The sequence below is a fragment of the Catenulispora acidiphila DSM 44928 genome (genome assembly GCF_000024025.1).
Lineage (GTDB): Bacteria > Actinomycetota > Actinomycetes > Streptomycetales > Catenulisporaceae > Catenulispora > Catenulispora acidiphila.
The window spans coordinates 7,650,939-7,664,527 of record NC_013131.1; the positions used below are offsets into that span (position 1 = coordinate 7,650,939).

Sequence of the window (13,589 nt, forward strand, 5' to 3'; positions counted from 1 at the left end):
CCTTGACGCGAATCACCACCAGCCGGCCGGCTCGACGCACCGCGCAGATCCTCGGCGCCCTGGGCCTGCTGGTCGCCGGGACCGCGCCCGCCTCGGCCTCCGCCACCGGCGCGGCCGCGCCCCATGTCGTCACCGGCTACCCCTGCACCAGCAACTCCTCGGTCAACGTGTCCAACTTCCAGGTCGCCGATGGTGGGAAGTACCTCGAACCCGGCCAGAACATCTGCGTCAACGGCTATCAGTTCATCGACCAGCGCGACGGCAATCTCGTGATCTACAACGCCGCCGACACCGCGCTGTGGTCCAGCCACACGGCGATCGGCTCGCCGACGACCATGGTCTTCCAGCCCGACGGCAATTTCGTGATCTACAACGGCACCAAGGCCCTGTGGGCGACCGGCACCTACGGACACCCCACCGACTACGTCTGCTTCCAGACCGACGGCAACATGGTCGTCTACACCAACACCAACAGCGGCCGCACGACGTGCACCGGCTCGTCCCTGTGGGCCAGCCACACGTAAGGAGAGCGCCTCACCCCACCCTCGTGCCAGCGTTCAGCGGTATGCGCGGAAGAACTCGGTGATGTCCCGGGCCAGCAGCTCGGGTTCTTCGTGGGCGGGGAAATGGCCGCCCCGCGGCATCTGCGTGTAGCGCGTGACGCGGTACGTGCGCTCGGCCCAACTGCGCGGCGGCTGGCTCAGGTCGGCGGGGAACAAGGCGAGCGCCGTGGGAACGCCGACCTGCTGCACGCGCCGGGTCAGACCGTGCGCGTACTCGTAGTAGGGACGGAAGGAAGTGGAGATCGTGCCGGTGAACCAGTAGAGCGATGCCTGGGTCAGCAGGAAATCATCGGTGAAGCGCGAGGACAGGTCGCCGCCGCAGTCACTCCACGCGCGGTACTTCTCGACGATCCAGGCGAGCAGACCCGCGGGCGAGTCGGACAAGCCCTGGCTCAAGGTGAGCGGACGCGTGCTCTGCTGGTGCTGGTACCCGCCCTCCTGCGCCTGCCAGGTCGCGATGGAGTCCAGGTAGGCGCGCTCCTGCGCACTGAGCCCGGCGGGGTCGTAGTCGGCCGGCGCGGCCACGGCCAGCAGATGCAGGCCGACCACCGCCTCGGGGTGGGTCTCGGCAAGCCGCGAGCTGACACCGGCGCCCAAATCGCCACCATGCGCCGCGTAGCGCGTGAAGCCGAGTTCGTCATGCATCAGCCGATGCCACAGGTCATGGGTCTGCTCCGCACCACCGAGCGCCGGCCGCTGCGGCGAGAAAGCAAACCCCGGCAGCGAGGGCACGATCACGGTGAAGGCATCCGCAGCGCTACCCCCGAATCGCGATGGCGCCGCCAACCGCTCCGCAAGCCCGGTGAGCTCCAGGAAGGAACTCGGCCAGCCGTTGGTAAGGACGATCGGCAGCGCATCCGGGCGCTCACCGTCATACCGCAGGTAGTGCACAGGCGTCCCGTCGAGATCGACGAAGCACGAGGGCAGGGCATTGATGGCGTCCTCATGAACCCGCCAGTCATAACCATCGGCCCAATACGCGACCAACCGCCGCAGCTCCGCCGGATCCGCACCGGCCTCCCACCCGCCGACCGGCCAAGCCTCAGCCCAACGCGTACCCCTCAACCGGGTACGAAGCTCCTCGACGTCCGCGTCACTGACCGCGATCACGGCCTGGTTGCCTGCCATGAGACCCACTAGATCACACAGGTCGCGGTCGGATGCCGCCGCGACACTTGACGCGCCGGGGTGCGCCACCGGCCGCACCAGTTCGGGCTCGGGATTTGGAAGAGTTTATTGCGGGGCTCGGGGAGTTGCGGCAGTGAGCGGGCGCTGAACTTCCACGCGGCCGTGCTCGCCTCGCTCGGCGACCGCACCCAAGCCTTCGCGCTCTACCAGCGGGCTGTCGAACAGGCCCGGGCCCGGCTGTCCGATCTCCAAGCGCAATAAGCGCTTCTCATCCGATAGCCGGGGAAAGCGGGAAAGCGACTTCGATGCTGAGGCCGCCTTCAGGACGAGGACGGATGGCGACGATGCCGCGGTGGGCATCCGCGACCGCCTGCACGATGGACAGCCCGAGCCCCAGCCCGTCGCGGCGGCCGACGCGATCGGTTTCGAGGCGGCGGAACGGTTGGCGGAGGCGGTCGATGGCGTCCGCGGGGATCGGGGAGCCGGTGTTGCTCACCGTCAGGACGGACCGGCCGTCGGCGACGTACGTGCTAACCCATACCTGCCCGCCCTCCAGGTTGTAGCGCAAAGCGTTGTCGACCAGGTTGACGGCCAGGCGCTCGATCAGGCGCGCGTCGCCGATGACCGGCGCGGGCGCCAAGCTGGTGTGGACCGCGATGCGGTCCGGCGCGCGCAGCGAGGTCCGGGCGCGACAGGCGGCCACCGCCTGGTCCGCGACGGCCGCGAGTTCGATGCGGTCGTGCCGGTCGGTCCCGGCTTGGCCGCGCGCGAGCGCGAGCAGGGCTTCGATGATCGCCTCCTGATGGGCACCGGCGGCGATGATCCGTTCGTGGGCCGCACGCAGGGAGCCGATCGTCGGGTCCGGGTCGTCGAGCGCGACTTCGGCGATCGCCCGTTGCCGGGCCAGCGGGGTGCGCAGTTCGTGCGAGGCGTTGGCGATGAACTGCCGCTGCGCATGGAAGGCCTGCTCCAGGCGGTCCATGAGGTCGTCGAAGGTCTGTGCCAGTTCCCTGAGTTCGTCGGCGGGTCCGGCCAGCGCGAGGCGTTCGTGGAGGTTGTGCGCGGAGATCATCCTGGCCTTGACGGTGATCGTCCGTACCGGACGCAGCGCCCGGCCCGCCACGAAGTACCCGAGCACGACGGCGACCAAAGCGGTGGCGCCCAAAGCGATCCCGGAGCGGATCAGGAACTGGTGCACGTCGTAGGAGTGCAGGTGCCGCAGTTGCGCTTGCAGGTCGCGACCCTGCGCCGGAATCCGATCCGACTGGAAGAGGGTCCCAGTCGGCGCGGGCGGCTGTGGCTGAGGTGAATACACCGCAGTGTCCGTGGAGCGGTCCACCAGGATGTTCGCGATACCGAGCAGCACCGCGCCGGCGGCCAGGAACAGGGTCCCGAACAGAGCCGTCAGCCGGGCTCGGGCGGTCCGCAGCGGCCTGAAGTCCACGGCTCAGATCCGGTAGCCGAACCGGGCGACCGTCTCGATGACCGGAGGGTCGCCGAGCTTGCGCCGCAGCCGGCTCATCGTGACTTTGACGGCCGTGGTGACCGGGTCGGTCGCGTCGTCCCAGACCCGTTCGAGGAGCTCCTCGGTGGAGACGACCCGGCCGTCCGCGGCGAGCAGCAGTTCCAGGACTCCGAACTCCTTCGGGCCGAGCTCGAGCAGCCGCCGGTCCCGGGTCGCACGGTGCCGGGCGGCGTCGAGTTCCAAACCTGCTCGGCAGAGCAAGGGCGCCACGACAGGGTGCGCGCGCCGACCCAGGGCCCTGATACGCGCGACGAGCTCCGCGAACGCGAACGGCTTCGGCAAGTAGTCGTCGGCTCCCAGGGCCAAGCCGTCGACCCGGTCATCGATTGCGGAAGCCGCGGTGAGCATCAGGATGCGGCCCTCGACGCCGGCCGCCACCAAGTCGGCGCACACCTCGTCGCCGTGCCGACCCGGCAGGTCGCGGTCGAGCACGATCACGTCGTACCGGTTGACCAGGGCCTTCTCCTGACCGTCCAGGCCGTCGAAGGCAACATCGACGGCCATGCTCTGGCGCCGCAGACCCACGCCGAGCGTCTCGGCCAGCTCCTCGTCGTCGTCGACCACCAGGACTCGCATGTCTCCTCGCAAGGTTCTCGGTCGGGATCCCCAGCCTGCCCGGCCCATGGTTGCACGGCGGTGACATGGCGCTGGCCGGGCTCGGTGTCACCGGGCCGCAACCGGCTCCTCGATAGGCCTGGAGCGACCGCAGCGGCCGCAGGGCCGCGCCTTTCGCCAGGCGAGGAGTGTCCCCAACGATGACAGCAAACAATGATCCCCGGCGACGTCCGGCGATGTCCCGGCGCGCTCTGGTCTCGAGCGCCGCAGCCGGGATCGGCGCGCTCTCGGTCGCGGGCATCGTCCAGAACGCGCAGGCCGCCGGCAGCGCCAGGCCGGCGACTCCGTCCGCGACCGCAGGGCTGACCGATACGGTCCTCGACGCCTTCGGGCGGCACCGCCTCGTCGCCCTCGGCGAGTTCCACGGCTTGCAGGAGCACTACGACGCCCTCGCGGATCTGCTCGCCGACCACCGGATGGCCGGAGTCATCGACGATCTGGTCGTCGAGTGGGGCAACTCGCTGTATCAGGACACTGCGGACTGCTTCGTCTCCGGCGCCGTGGTGGAGAACGCCGAGCTGCGCCCGATCTGGCGGAACACGACCGACTCACCGCTCGCGACCGGCGACGAGCCGATCTACGAGCAGCTCCTCCGGCTAGTCCGCGCCGTGAACTGGCGGCGCCCGGCGGGGCAGCGTCTCCGAGTGCTCCTCGGCGACTCACCCATCGACTGGCCGACGACCACGACGCCGAGCCAGGTGACCGCGCTGCGCAACCAGCGGGATACGTTCGCCGCAGCCCTGGTCGGACGCGAGGTGCTCGACAAGGGACACAGGGCACTGATCTGCTACGGCGCGGGGCATGTGACGCACAGCGTGAAAAGCGGCGGCGGCAGCGGCTCCACGCCGGGTCCCAGCGGTGTCGTAGCGCTCATCGAGCAGCAGACCGGTCAGTCCGTGTTCTCCATAGCAACCCTGATCCCGACAGACGGCGATCCCGGAGGCATGGGTGCCCACCTCGCCCGGTACCCGCGAGGCATCGTCATACCGACAGCGGGCACCTGGCTCGGCGCGCTCGACGGCGGGAACCTCTTCCCCGCGCTGGCTCCGGGACCGTCGGGCCAGCCGGTCAACATCGACTGCGGCGTACCGCTCCGGGCGCTGGTGGACGCCGGTCTCTACCTGGGACAGGTCAACGAATTGACCATGTCGCGCCCCGACCCGGCGGTCTACCTCGACCCGGTCTATTGGGCCGAACTTCAACGGCGCGACGGGTTGCAGGGCGGCCTCATCGATCTCAGCGCACTGCGAAAAGAGCAGTCGGTCGTCGTCACGCCACAGGTCCTCCCTCCGCCGCTGCGTTGCCCGTGACCTCCTCACCACGACCAGAACCCATGCCAGGCCACAGGAACCCGGGAAATCAGGACTCATCCATGTCTCGTTCCAAGACCATCCCTCGCCCACTGCGCTACGCCGCGATCGTCAGCGCCTGCGCCATGCTGACCGCAACCCTCGTCAGCCAGCCCGCGATCGGCGTCGGATCGGCACACACCGACACAGCCCCGCCGACGCCCTGCGCACCGCCGACCGCGCCTGGTCCGCCGCCCCTGACCCCCACCACGGCGACCACGATCGAGCAGGCCTACTACTGCGTCTTCGCCCACTACTACAACGCTGCCGCGCTGGACGACCGGCCGCTGCTCGACGGCGCGTTCGCCGGTCTCACACAGTCGCTGGACCACCTCGGCATCGACCAGCCCGACGCGACCGCGCCCGCGTTGACCGGGAACCGTGAACAGGACTGGACCGCCTTCGCCGCCATCTATCAACAGATCGTGGACCAGCTGCCCACAGATCCGAACCTGCGTCAGCAGGTCGCCTCAGCAACGATGCAGGGCATGATCGCAGCCCTCGATGACAACCACGCCGGGTGGTCACGTCCGGTCATGCCGCCCGGATTCCAGCCGGGAGACCAATACGGCATCGGACTGGTCACCTCGCCTACCGGTCCGCTGCTCAGCGGCGCCCCGGCCGAGGCGCGTCCGCCGCTGTTCGTCAGCGCGGTCCTGGGCGGTCCGGCCGCCGCGCAAGGGCTGCGGCCGGGCGACGTGATCGACAGCGTCGACGGCCAGGCGCCGTTCGTCGACGGCGTGCCGAGCCCGGGTGTCGAGGCGCTGCTCGACCAGCGCTACCCGCAGAGCGACCGAGTGCAGCTGAAAGTGCATCGTCCGGCCGACGGCCGCAGCTGGACCGTGACGCTCAAGCCGGAGCTCTATCCGATGAGCGCCGCCGCGAACCAACCTGTGTCGGCCAGCCTGCTGAGCGACCACATCGCCGATGTCCAGCTGCACTCGTTCCTTCCCGGCGCGGCTGACACGGTGTTGGCGGACGTCGCCCGGATGCGCGCCGGCGGCACGCTGAACGGCCTCGTCCTTGACCTTCGTGGCAACGGCGGCGGGGATGTGGAGGAGGTCAGCCGACTGCTCGGCGCGTTCAAGCATCAGGGGATCTGGAGCTTCGACTGCGACTCGCCGGACACCTGCGACATCCCCCATCGCACCGATGACACGGTGCCTTTGCTGGGCATCCCGCTCGTGGTGCTGACCGACCGCGGCTGCGCTTCGGCGTGCGATGCGTTCAGCGGCGCGGTGAAGGACCTGCGCCTCGGCCGCATCGTCGGCACGCGCACCGCCGGCGTCGTGGCCGGACCGGCTGCCGGCTTCGTGCTCGACGACGGCAGCTTCCTCGGCCTGCCGGCAGGCCACGAACTCGGTGCCGACCACGAGATGCTGAACGGTATCGGCGTGGCACCGGACGACTACCAGCTGACCACGCCGGCTGACCTGTCCACCGGCCATGACCATGTACTCGCCGAGGCTGTCAGGCTTCTTGGACACTGAAGTCCGCCCCCGGCTTGCCAACTCGTGAGAGCGGGCAAGCCGGGGGCAGCGAAGCACTACATACAGCTCAGTTGTAGGTGACGATGTTGACTGGTCCGGCGTTGGTCGAGCTGACGGCTGCGCCGGTTCCGTCGATCACCGATTGGATGCCTCCGAAGTTGTTGAGCCATACGGTGAGCAGGTCGTGGAACACGACACCGGAGGTGGTTGGGGCTTGGAACGCCTCCGAGCTTTCGATGGCCGGTCCGGCAGTGAAGTTGGAGTAGACGCCCATGCCGTAGCCCTGGAATGTGGTGACGCTGTTGGGGATGTAGAACCCCGGGTAGCCGTTCTGGGTGGAGGTGGCCATCCAGGACGCCTGGTTGGGCACGTCGTAGGGGTTCTCGTTCTGGAAGAAGATGACGGTGCCGCCTTGGCCGTTCCAGACCGTCTCGTACTTCTGGTAGTGCTCGACGGCCAGTCCGTAGGCGGTGACATTGGTGCCGTTGACGGTCAGCCCGGTGGCTGCGGTGTCCGAAGTCCAGGAACCGGAGCCGGTGCCGTGGTCGGCGCGCCAGGACCAGATGTCGTCCAGGATCGAGTTGTTGCTGTTGTCGATGAAGGCGTCGGTGACCGAGCCGGCGGTGGCGCCGCCGACGCGGAAGAACACGTCGTCCACGGTGACCGGGTCACTGGCGTGGCTGGTGGTGGAGCCGGCGGTGCCGATGGTGAGCAGGGTCGGCGAGGTGGTGGGTCCGGCGTCGAAGAGCAGGCCGGAGACGTTCACGCCGTTGACGTCGGCGACGGTCATCGTGGTCTGGCCGGCGCTGGGGACCAGCGTGGCGAACCCGAGTCCGACGATCTTGGTGTCGGCTTTGGTGACGTTGATGGTCTGGTTGTAGCTGTAGACGCCGGGGGTGAACAACAGGTTGTTGCCCGCGGCGAGCGCGGCGTTGATCTGGCTGATGGTGCTGGCGGAGTTGACGACGTAGAACGTGTTCAGCGACAGCGAGGTGCCAGGGGTGTTGCCGTTGGCCCAGGACGGTCCGCTGGAGTTGGTCCGCACCGAGGGCACGAACACGTTGTAGTTGCCGGAGGAATCGGTGTAGAGGTACGGCGCTTCCTCGGTGGTCGGGCTGGTGGCCAGGGTGGAGTACGGCTGCGGACCGCCGGCTGAGACCGGGGTGGTGCCGAAGCTCTGCGCCGGTGCGCCGGGGTCGCCGCTGAACACCTGGTTCCACACGCCGTTGGTCCAGCTGCCGATGCTGGTGTTGCGCACCAGATACTGCTGCTGCGAGCCGTTCTCCACGGTGCCGTTGAGTTTGGAGTCGGCGATGAACCCGCCGCTGGACCAGCCCGGCGACCCGCCGCAGTAGTCCATCAGCGTGATGTTGCCGTTGACCGCGACCCGGCGCATCGGCGCGGCCTGCGAGGCGGCCCAGACGTCCTCACCGGCGTTGCAGCCGGTCAGGCCGGTGACGTTGATGGTCAGGTTCGACACCGAGCGCCAGAAGTTGTTGGTGGCGTAGCACTGGGTCTGGTCGCCGTTCGTGCACTGATTCCAGGAGTCGATCGTGCCGTTGATGACGACCTGGCTGGGATTCTGGCCCAGGCCCTCGACGCTCTCGTAGTAGCCGAGCTGGAAGTCCAGCGGGTTCGACGCCGAGCCGTAGGTCCCCGGCTGGAACAGGATCTCGTAGCGTTGCGCGCCGAACTGGTTCGGCGCCTGCTGCGTCCCGATCGCGTTTAGCTGACTGGCGATCGCGCTCACCGACTGACTCGGGCTGATCACGATCACGTTCGGACCCAAGCTGCCGCCGGTACCGCCGCCGCTGGTGCCGATCGTGTAGGTGGCGCTGGCCACTGCCGAGTTCGTCATGCCCGAGGCGATCGCGATCGCGCTGACCGTGGTCGTCGCCGTGACGCTGATCGGACCGGAGTAAAGGGTCGACGAGGCTGTCGGCGTGCTTCCGTCGAGGGTGTAGCGGATGCTCGCACCGGAGGTCGCATCGGAGATCGTCACCGACTGGGCTGTCGTGTACGAACCGCCGGCCGGATTGAACGTCGGCGTCGCGGCCGTGCCACCGCCACCGGTGCTGCCGCCTTGTGTGTAGGTGAAGTGCGGCGTGTCGTACTGCGCACCGCTCTTCTCATAGGTGAACCAGTACTCGAGCACAGTGCCGGTTGTCAGTGAACTGACGGTCTGGGTCCATGTGCCGGCGTTGTTGGTCATGCGGAAGTTCTGCTGACCGCCGCCGTTGACCAGGTAGTGGACGTCGACATAGGCCGCCGGTGTGATCGGGGTGATCGAGAGTTGAGCCTGCGTCGCGTTCAGCTGCGTCGCACTCTGCGTGTAGTCGGGCGAGGAGGAGCCGCCGCCACCGCTGGTGCCGCCTGTGCCGTAGACCTGGAACTCCCAGAGCGAATAACCGTAGGGCGTGGCTCGGGCCGTGCCGTTCATCCGCACGTAGCGGCCGGAGCCGGCGACGGTCAGCGTTTGCACGCCGCCGGTGCTGGTCGTCGTGGAGTAGATCGACGTCCAGGTGGTTCCGTCGTTCGAGGTCTGGATCTGGTAGCCCGTCGCGTAAGCGGCTTCCCAGTTCAGCACGACCTTGTCGATGGTCGCCGTGGCGCCGAGATCGACCTCGAGCCATTGCGGGTCGCTGAACGCGCTGGACCAGCGGGTGGTGGTGCTGCCGTCCACAGCGTTCGAGGCCGGGTAGGTGGCGTTCTCCGCCGACGAAGCGGTTGCCGTTTTACCTTGCGAGAGCAGGGAATCGGCGGCGTGCGCGGTGGGCGCGACGACGGTGAGGAACGCGAGGCTCAGCGCGAGCAGCAGGAGGAACGCGGCATGTACCGAGCGGATCAGAGGTCTCCGGTGAAGCGTTCCACCGAAGGAGGGTGCCTTCATGACATCTCCAGGTTGGTCGAGGTGCTTGGTTCCGGATCCAACGCCTAGCTGCCCATGACTTGGAACTCGTACAGGGAGTAGCCGTAGGGCGTGGCTCTGCTGGTGCCGTACATCCGTACGTAGCGGCCCGAGCCGCTGACCGTGAGGGTCTGGACGCCGCCGGTGCCGGTCGTCGTGGAGTAGATCGGCGTCCAGGTGGTCCCGTTGGTGGAGGTCTGGATCTGGAAGGCCGTCGCGTAGGCCGCCTCCCAGTTCAGGGTCACGCGGGAGATGGAATGGGTCGCACCGAGGTCGACCTGGAGCCACTGGGGGTCGCTGAACGCGCTCGACCAGCGCGTGGTGGTGTTGCCGTCCACGGCGTTCGAGGCCGGGTAGGTGGCGTTCTCCACCGACGAAGCGGTCGCGGGATGGCCTTGGGACAACAGGGTTCCGCCGGTGCTGCCGCCGCCTTGTGTGTAGGTGAAGTGGGGCGTGTCGTACTGTGCGCCGTTCTTTTCGTAGGTGAACCAGTACTCGACGACAGCGCCGGTCGTCAGAGAGCTGACAGTCTGGGTCCATGTGCCGGCGTTGTTGGTCATGCGGAAGTTCTGCTGACCGCCGCCGTTGACGAGGTAGTGGACGTCGACATAAGCCGCCGGTGTGGTCGGGGTGATCGAGAGCTGAGCCTGCGTCGCGTTCAGCTGCGTCGCGCTTTGTGTGTAGTCAGGCGAGTTGGACCCGCCGATCGTGTAGGTCGCGCTCGCCGTCGCGGAGTTCGTCAGACCGGACGCCAGGCCTATGGCCTTGACCGTGGTCGTCGCGGCGATGGTGATCGGCCCGGTGTAGAGGGTCGATGACGCCGTCGGGGTGCTTCCGTCCAGGGTGTAGCGGATGCTCGATCCCGGCGTCGTGTCCGACAACGTCACCGACTGCGCCGAGGCGTACGTGCCGCCGGCCGGATTGAACGTCGGCGTGGCGACGGACTGGCCGCCGCCCTGCTGGGTCGTGTACACGGCGACGTAGTCCACGGTCATCGGCGCGCCGGAGGTGGTGGCCGCCGTCGGCTCAGTGCACTGGCACACGTTGAACGGGTAGACGCCGCCGATGGCCACGTTGAGGATCGCGAAGAATCCGTGGTCGACGGCCGTCGCCCAGGTGTTCGCGTCGACCTGGTTCTGGTTGACGGTGTGCTGCAGGACGTTGTCGGTGTAGAACCGCAGCTGCTCGGCGTTGGCGTTCGTCCGGTCGATGATGACCGAGTAGGTGTGGAACGCGGTCTGGCAGCCGCCGCAGGCGAGCAGGCCGCTGCTGATGCCGGTGGTCTCGTTGCACGGGCCGCCGGGATCGACGCCGCAGTGGAACGTGTGCGACACCTCTGACAGGGCATTGACATCCTCCATGATGTCGAGCTCGCCGATGCTCGGCCAGTTGGTGGCGCCGACCGGACGGGCGTTCGCGCCCATGGCCCAGAAGGCCGGCCAGTAGCCGAGGCCGTTCGCCGGGTTCGGTTGCTGGAGCGAGGCGGTGATCTCCATCTGGCCGCCCGCCGGCGCCGCGAAGTCGGTGCGCGCGGTCTCCACACGTCCGGACGTCCAGGCGCCCTGCGCGTCCCTGATCGGCTTGATGACGAGGTGGCCGGCGCCGTCCTGGTAGACGTTCTGGGTCGAGTTGGTCTCGGACTCGACCTCGCCGGTGCCCCAGTTGCCGGCGCCGCCGGGGTAGCTCGTGCCCAGATCGTAGATCCAGTTGCTGTCGATGGGGGTGTTCGCGGCGCCGGTGAAGTCGTCGCTGAAGGCTGTGGTCCAGCCGGAGGGCGGGGCGGGGACCGCGGACGGGATCGCGGCCGGCGCTACGGCTGGGACTGCGGCCGGGACAGCGGCCGAGGCAGACGGTGGAAAGGCGACCGCGACGGTCGCGGCGATCGGCGCCACCGCGGCGACGATCGCCAGGACGGTGCGGCGCCACCGGTGGAGAGCAGTACCCATCTTCACTCCTGGGGTCGGGGGTGCGAGATCCGGGTCCGGATCTCGGGCGTTCGATGGATGCCCCGTATACGTTTCCGGCTCGGTGAGAGAATCCGGACCCTGATTCACTCAAACGGGTCCCGTGGCGTGGATTCCCTTGCCGGGCATGATGAACAGGCGTTTTGCTGATCGGCAGATCTGGTGTGCGCTGGGCGGGCTGCCGGGTGGCGGCCCCGGCGCGGCGGCGCGTGTCCGGAAGCGTTTCCGGCCACTGTCGCGGAAGATTACCTTGCTGTTTCGTCCGTCTGACGCGGATGGTGCACCCGCCCTCTGCCGCTGTCAAGGTTCTGCGGCGCCCGCCGACCGGTTCTTTGCCAGAACCGGGGCGCGGCATGGTCTTCCCCCGCGAACGAGGACCGGATACGTTTCCGAATGTGGTGGACATCCGCGAGCTGGCCCGCCGTAGCGGGGTATCGCAGGCAACTGTGTCACGGGCGCTCAACGACCGTACGGAGGTGAGCACGGAGACCCGGCGCCGCATCCTGGAACTCGCCGAGGAACTCGGCTACACCCCCAATCAGCCGGCCCGCACCCTGGTCCGGCGCCGCTCGGACATGATCGGTCTGCTCTGGGACACCGGCTACGCCAACGAGGGCCGCCGCCCGGCCTTCTTGCTCGACCTGTTCGTCGGCATCAAGCAGGCGCTGACCGCCGGCGGCTTCCATCTCATGGTCCTGTCGGTCGCCGACACCGCCGGCGTGGACGCCTACCTGCGAGCCGCCCGCCAGCACAGCCTCGACGGCGTCATCATGATGGGCGTCGACGAAGGCCACCCGGCCATCACGGCCCTCGTCGACTCCGGCATCGCCTGCGTCGGCATAGACCTCCCGCTGCAACGCAAACGCACCACCTACGTCACCTCCGACAACCGCAGCGGCGCAGCCAGCGCGGTCCGCCACCTGCACTCCCTCGGCCACCGCGCGATCGCGACCATCACCGGCCCGCTCCCCGCGATGCCCGCCGCCGAACGCCTAGCCGGCTACCGCTACGAAATGGCCCGCGTAGGCCTCGACCCCCACCCGGAGTACATCGAGCACGGCGACTTCTACCTCTCCAGCGGCTACGAATGCGCCCAGCGCCTGATCGCCCTGCCCGAACCCCCCACAGCCATCTTCGCCGCCGGCGACGAAATGGCCATCGGCGCCATGCAAGCCCTCCACGACGCCGGCATCTCAGTCCCCGCAGACGTGGCAGTCGTCGGCTTCGACGACATCGAGGCCGCCTCACTGGTCCGCCCGGCACTCACGACCGTCGCCCAGGACCGCGTCAGCATCGGCGTCGGCGCAGTCGAGACACTCCTGACCGCCATCGGCTCCCCCGACGACGACACCCGCGACGCGAAGCGGGACACGCACCCGACGGCCGCCGCGCCGCTTCTCATCCCCACGCAGCTCATCGTGCGGGGGTCGTGCGGGTCGGTGCGGTGAGTCCTGCGCGCTAGGAAGACCTGGTGCCCTTCGACAACGAAGCGTCCAGGGGTAGCGGTCCGCGGCTCAGGACAGTGCGCAGTGCGAACGAGCTGCGGACGGATGTGACGCCCTCGATGGCCAGGATGTGGTCCAGGAGGACCTCTTCGTAGACCGCCAGGCTCGGTACGACTGCTTCGACGAAGAAGTCGGCGTCGCCGGAGACGAGGTGGCAGGCGACGACTGCCGGGATGGCGGTGAGCTCGGCTTCGACCTGGCGGGAGACCTCTCGGGAGTGCCGCGCGGCTTTGAGTTCGACGAAGACCGTCAGGCCCAGGCCCAGGCGGTCCCGGTCCAGCTCCGCGCGGTAGCCGGCGATCACGCCCTGCGCTTCCAGGGCCTTGGTGCGGCGCAGGCACGAGGAGGGTGACAGGGAGATCTGCTCGGCGAGATCCACGTTGGCGATGCGGCCGTCGCGCTGCAGCCGGGTGAGGATGGCGCGATCTGTCGAGTCCAGATGGATGTCTGGCATGCGGTATCCCTTCATCGAGGTTCTCTGGTGGAAGATTGCACCAGTGGGCCTGCTGGCGGCAAACTTTGCCATCGCGTGCCGCGCGTTT

The 13,589-nt window shown here is 68.4% G+C and carries 10 protein-coding genes; 4 read left to right on the forward strand and 6 right to left on the reverse strand.

From position 1 onward, the window contains the following. Positions 1–2 precede the first annotated feature (2 nt). A complete protein-coding gene (locus tag CACI_RS46380) occupies positions 3–524 on the forward strand; it encodes a Curculin domain-containing protein (mannose-binding) lectin (RefSeq protein WP_015795217.1) in 522 nt (173 codons plus the stop codon). A 33-nt stretch (positions 525–557) separates the two neighbouring features. Here the strand turns inward: CACI_RS46380 and CACI_RS32910 are convergent, their stop codons facing one another. The 3 genes from CACI_RS32910 to CACI_RS32925 all read right to left on the reverse strand — a co-directional run bounded on the left by CACI_RS32910 (position 558) and on the right by CACI_RS32925 (position 3,792). Further along, positions 558–1,691, reverse strand: a complete 1,134-nt coding sequence (locus CACI_RS32910; RefSeq protein WP_190276655.1) for an epoxide hydrolase family protein — start codon at positions 1,689–1,691, stop codon at positions 558–560. 268 nt (positions 1,692–1,959) lie between these two features. Then, the gene (locus tag CACI_RS32920; protein WP_015795219.1) at positions 1,960–3,135 is read right to left on the reverse strand and encodes a sensor histidine kinase; all 1,176 of its coding nucleotides are present in this window, start codon (positions 3,133–3,135) and stop codon (positions 1,960–1,962) included. A 3-nt stretch (positions 3,136–3,138) separates the two neighbouring features. Continuing rightward, positions 3,139–3,792: a response regulator transcription factor gene (locus CACI_RS32925; protein ID WP_015795220.1), complete on the reverse strand. Its 654-nt coding sequence runs from the start codon at positions 3,790–3,792 to the stop codon at positions 3,139–3,141. 179 nt (positions 3,793–3,971) lie between these two features. On the opposite strand from CACI_RS32925, the gene CACI_RS32930 reads away from it, so the two are divergent. Further along, the gene (locus tag CACI_RS32930; protein ID WP_015795221.1) at positions 3,972–5,141 is read left to right on the forward strand and encodes a hypothetical protein; all 1,170 of its coding nucleotides are present in this window, start codon (positions 3,972–3,974) and stop codon (positions 5,139–5,141) included. Positions 5,142–5,203: 62 nt separating this feature from the next. Next, positions 5,204–6,670 carry a S41 family peptidase gene (locus CACI_RS32935; RefSeq protein WP_015795222.1) on the forward strand — a complete coding sequence of 489 codons (1,467 nt, stop codon included), beginning with the start codon at positions 5,204–5,206 and terminating at the stop codon, positions 6,668–6,670. 67 nt (positions 6,671–6,737) lie between these two features. Here the strand turns inward: CACI_RS32935 and CACI_RS32940 are convergent, their stop codons facing one another. Together CACI_RS32940 and CACI_RS46385 are read right to left on the reverse strand one after the other, a co-directional pair. Then, positions 6,738–9,560, reverse strand: a complete 2,823-nt coding sequence (locus CACI_RS32940) for a discoidin domain-containing protein (RefSeq protein ID WP_015795223.1) — start codon at positions 9,558–9,560, stop codon at positions 6,738–6,740. A gap of 44 nt (positions 9,561–9,604) precedes the next feature. Continuing rightward, positions 9,605–11,524 (reverse strand): discoidin domain-containing protein, encoded by a 1,920-nt coding sequence (locus CACI_RS46385; protein WP_015795224.1) that lies wholly within the window; start codon positions 11,522–11,524, stop codon positions 9,605–9,607. Between the two features lie 371 nt (positions 11,525–11,895). Here CACI_RS46385 and CACI_RS32950 point away from each other — a divergent pair, with 371 nt between their 5' ends. Then, positions 11,896–12,990 (forward strand): LacI family DNA-binding transcriptional regulator, encoded by a 1,095-nt coding sequence (locus tag CACI_RS32950; RefSeq protein WP_015795225.1) that lies wholly within the window; start codon positions 11,896–11,898, stop codon positions 12,988–12,990. A gap of 10 nt (positions 12,991–13,000) precedes the next feature. Here CACI_RS32950 and CACI_RS32955 read toward each other — a convergent pair whose 3' ends face one another. Next, complete coding sequence (locus CACI_RS32955) at positions 13,001–13,501, reverse strand: Lrp/AsnC family transcriptional regulator (protein WP_041540596.1); 501 nt, start codon at positions 13,499–13,501, stop codon at positions 13,001–13,003. Positions 13,502–13,589 lie beyond the last annotated feature (88 nt).

What these genes read in the sequence shown, in the direction of transcription:
- CACI_RS32930 (WP_015795221.1), top strand. Translation starts at nt 3,972, where the DNA reads ATGACAGCAAACAATGATCCCCGGCGACGTCCGGCGATGTCCCGGCGC.
- CACI_RS46385 (WP_015795224.1), bottom strand. Translation starts at nt 11,524, where the DNA reads ATGGGTACTGCTCTCCACCGGTGGCGCCGCACCGTCCTGGCGATCGTC.
- CACI_RS32935 (WP_015795222.1), top strand. Translation starts at nt 5,204, where the DNA reads ATGTCTCGTTCCAAGACCATCCCTCGCCCACTGCGCTACGCCGCGATC.
- CACI_RS32925 (WP_015795220.1), bottom strand. Translation starts at nt 3,792, where the DNA reads ATGCGAGTCCTGGTGGTCGACGACGACGAGGAGCTGGCCGAGACGCTC.
- CACI_RS32910 (WP_190276655.1), bottom strand. Translation starts at nt 1,691, where the DNA reads ATGGCAGGCAACCAGGCCGTGATCGCGGTCAGTGACGCGGACGTCGAG.
- CACI_RS32955 (WP_041540596.1), bottom strand. Translation starts at nt 13,501, where the DNA reads ATGCCAGACATCCATCTGGACTCGACAGATCGCGCCATCCTCACCCGG.
- CACI_RS32940 (WP_015795223.1), bottom strand. Translation starts at nt 9,560, where the DNA reads ATGAAGGCACCCTCCTTCGGTGGAACGCTTCACCGGAGACCTCTGATC.
- CACI_RS32950 (WP_015795225.1), top strand. Translation starts at nt 11,896, where the DNA reads ATGGTCTTCCCCCGCGAACGAGGACCGGATACGTTTCCGAATGTGGTG.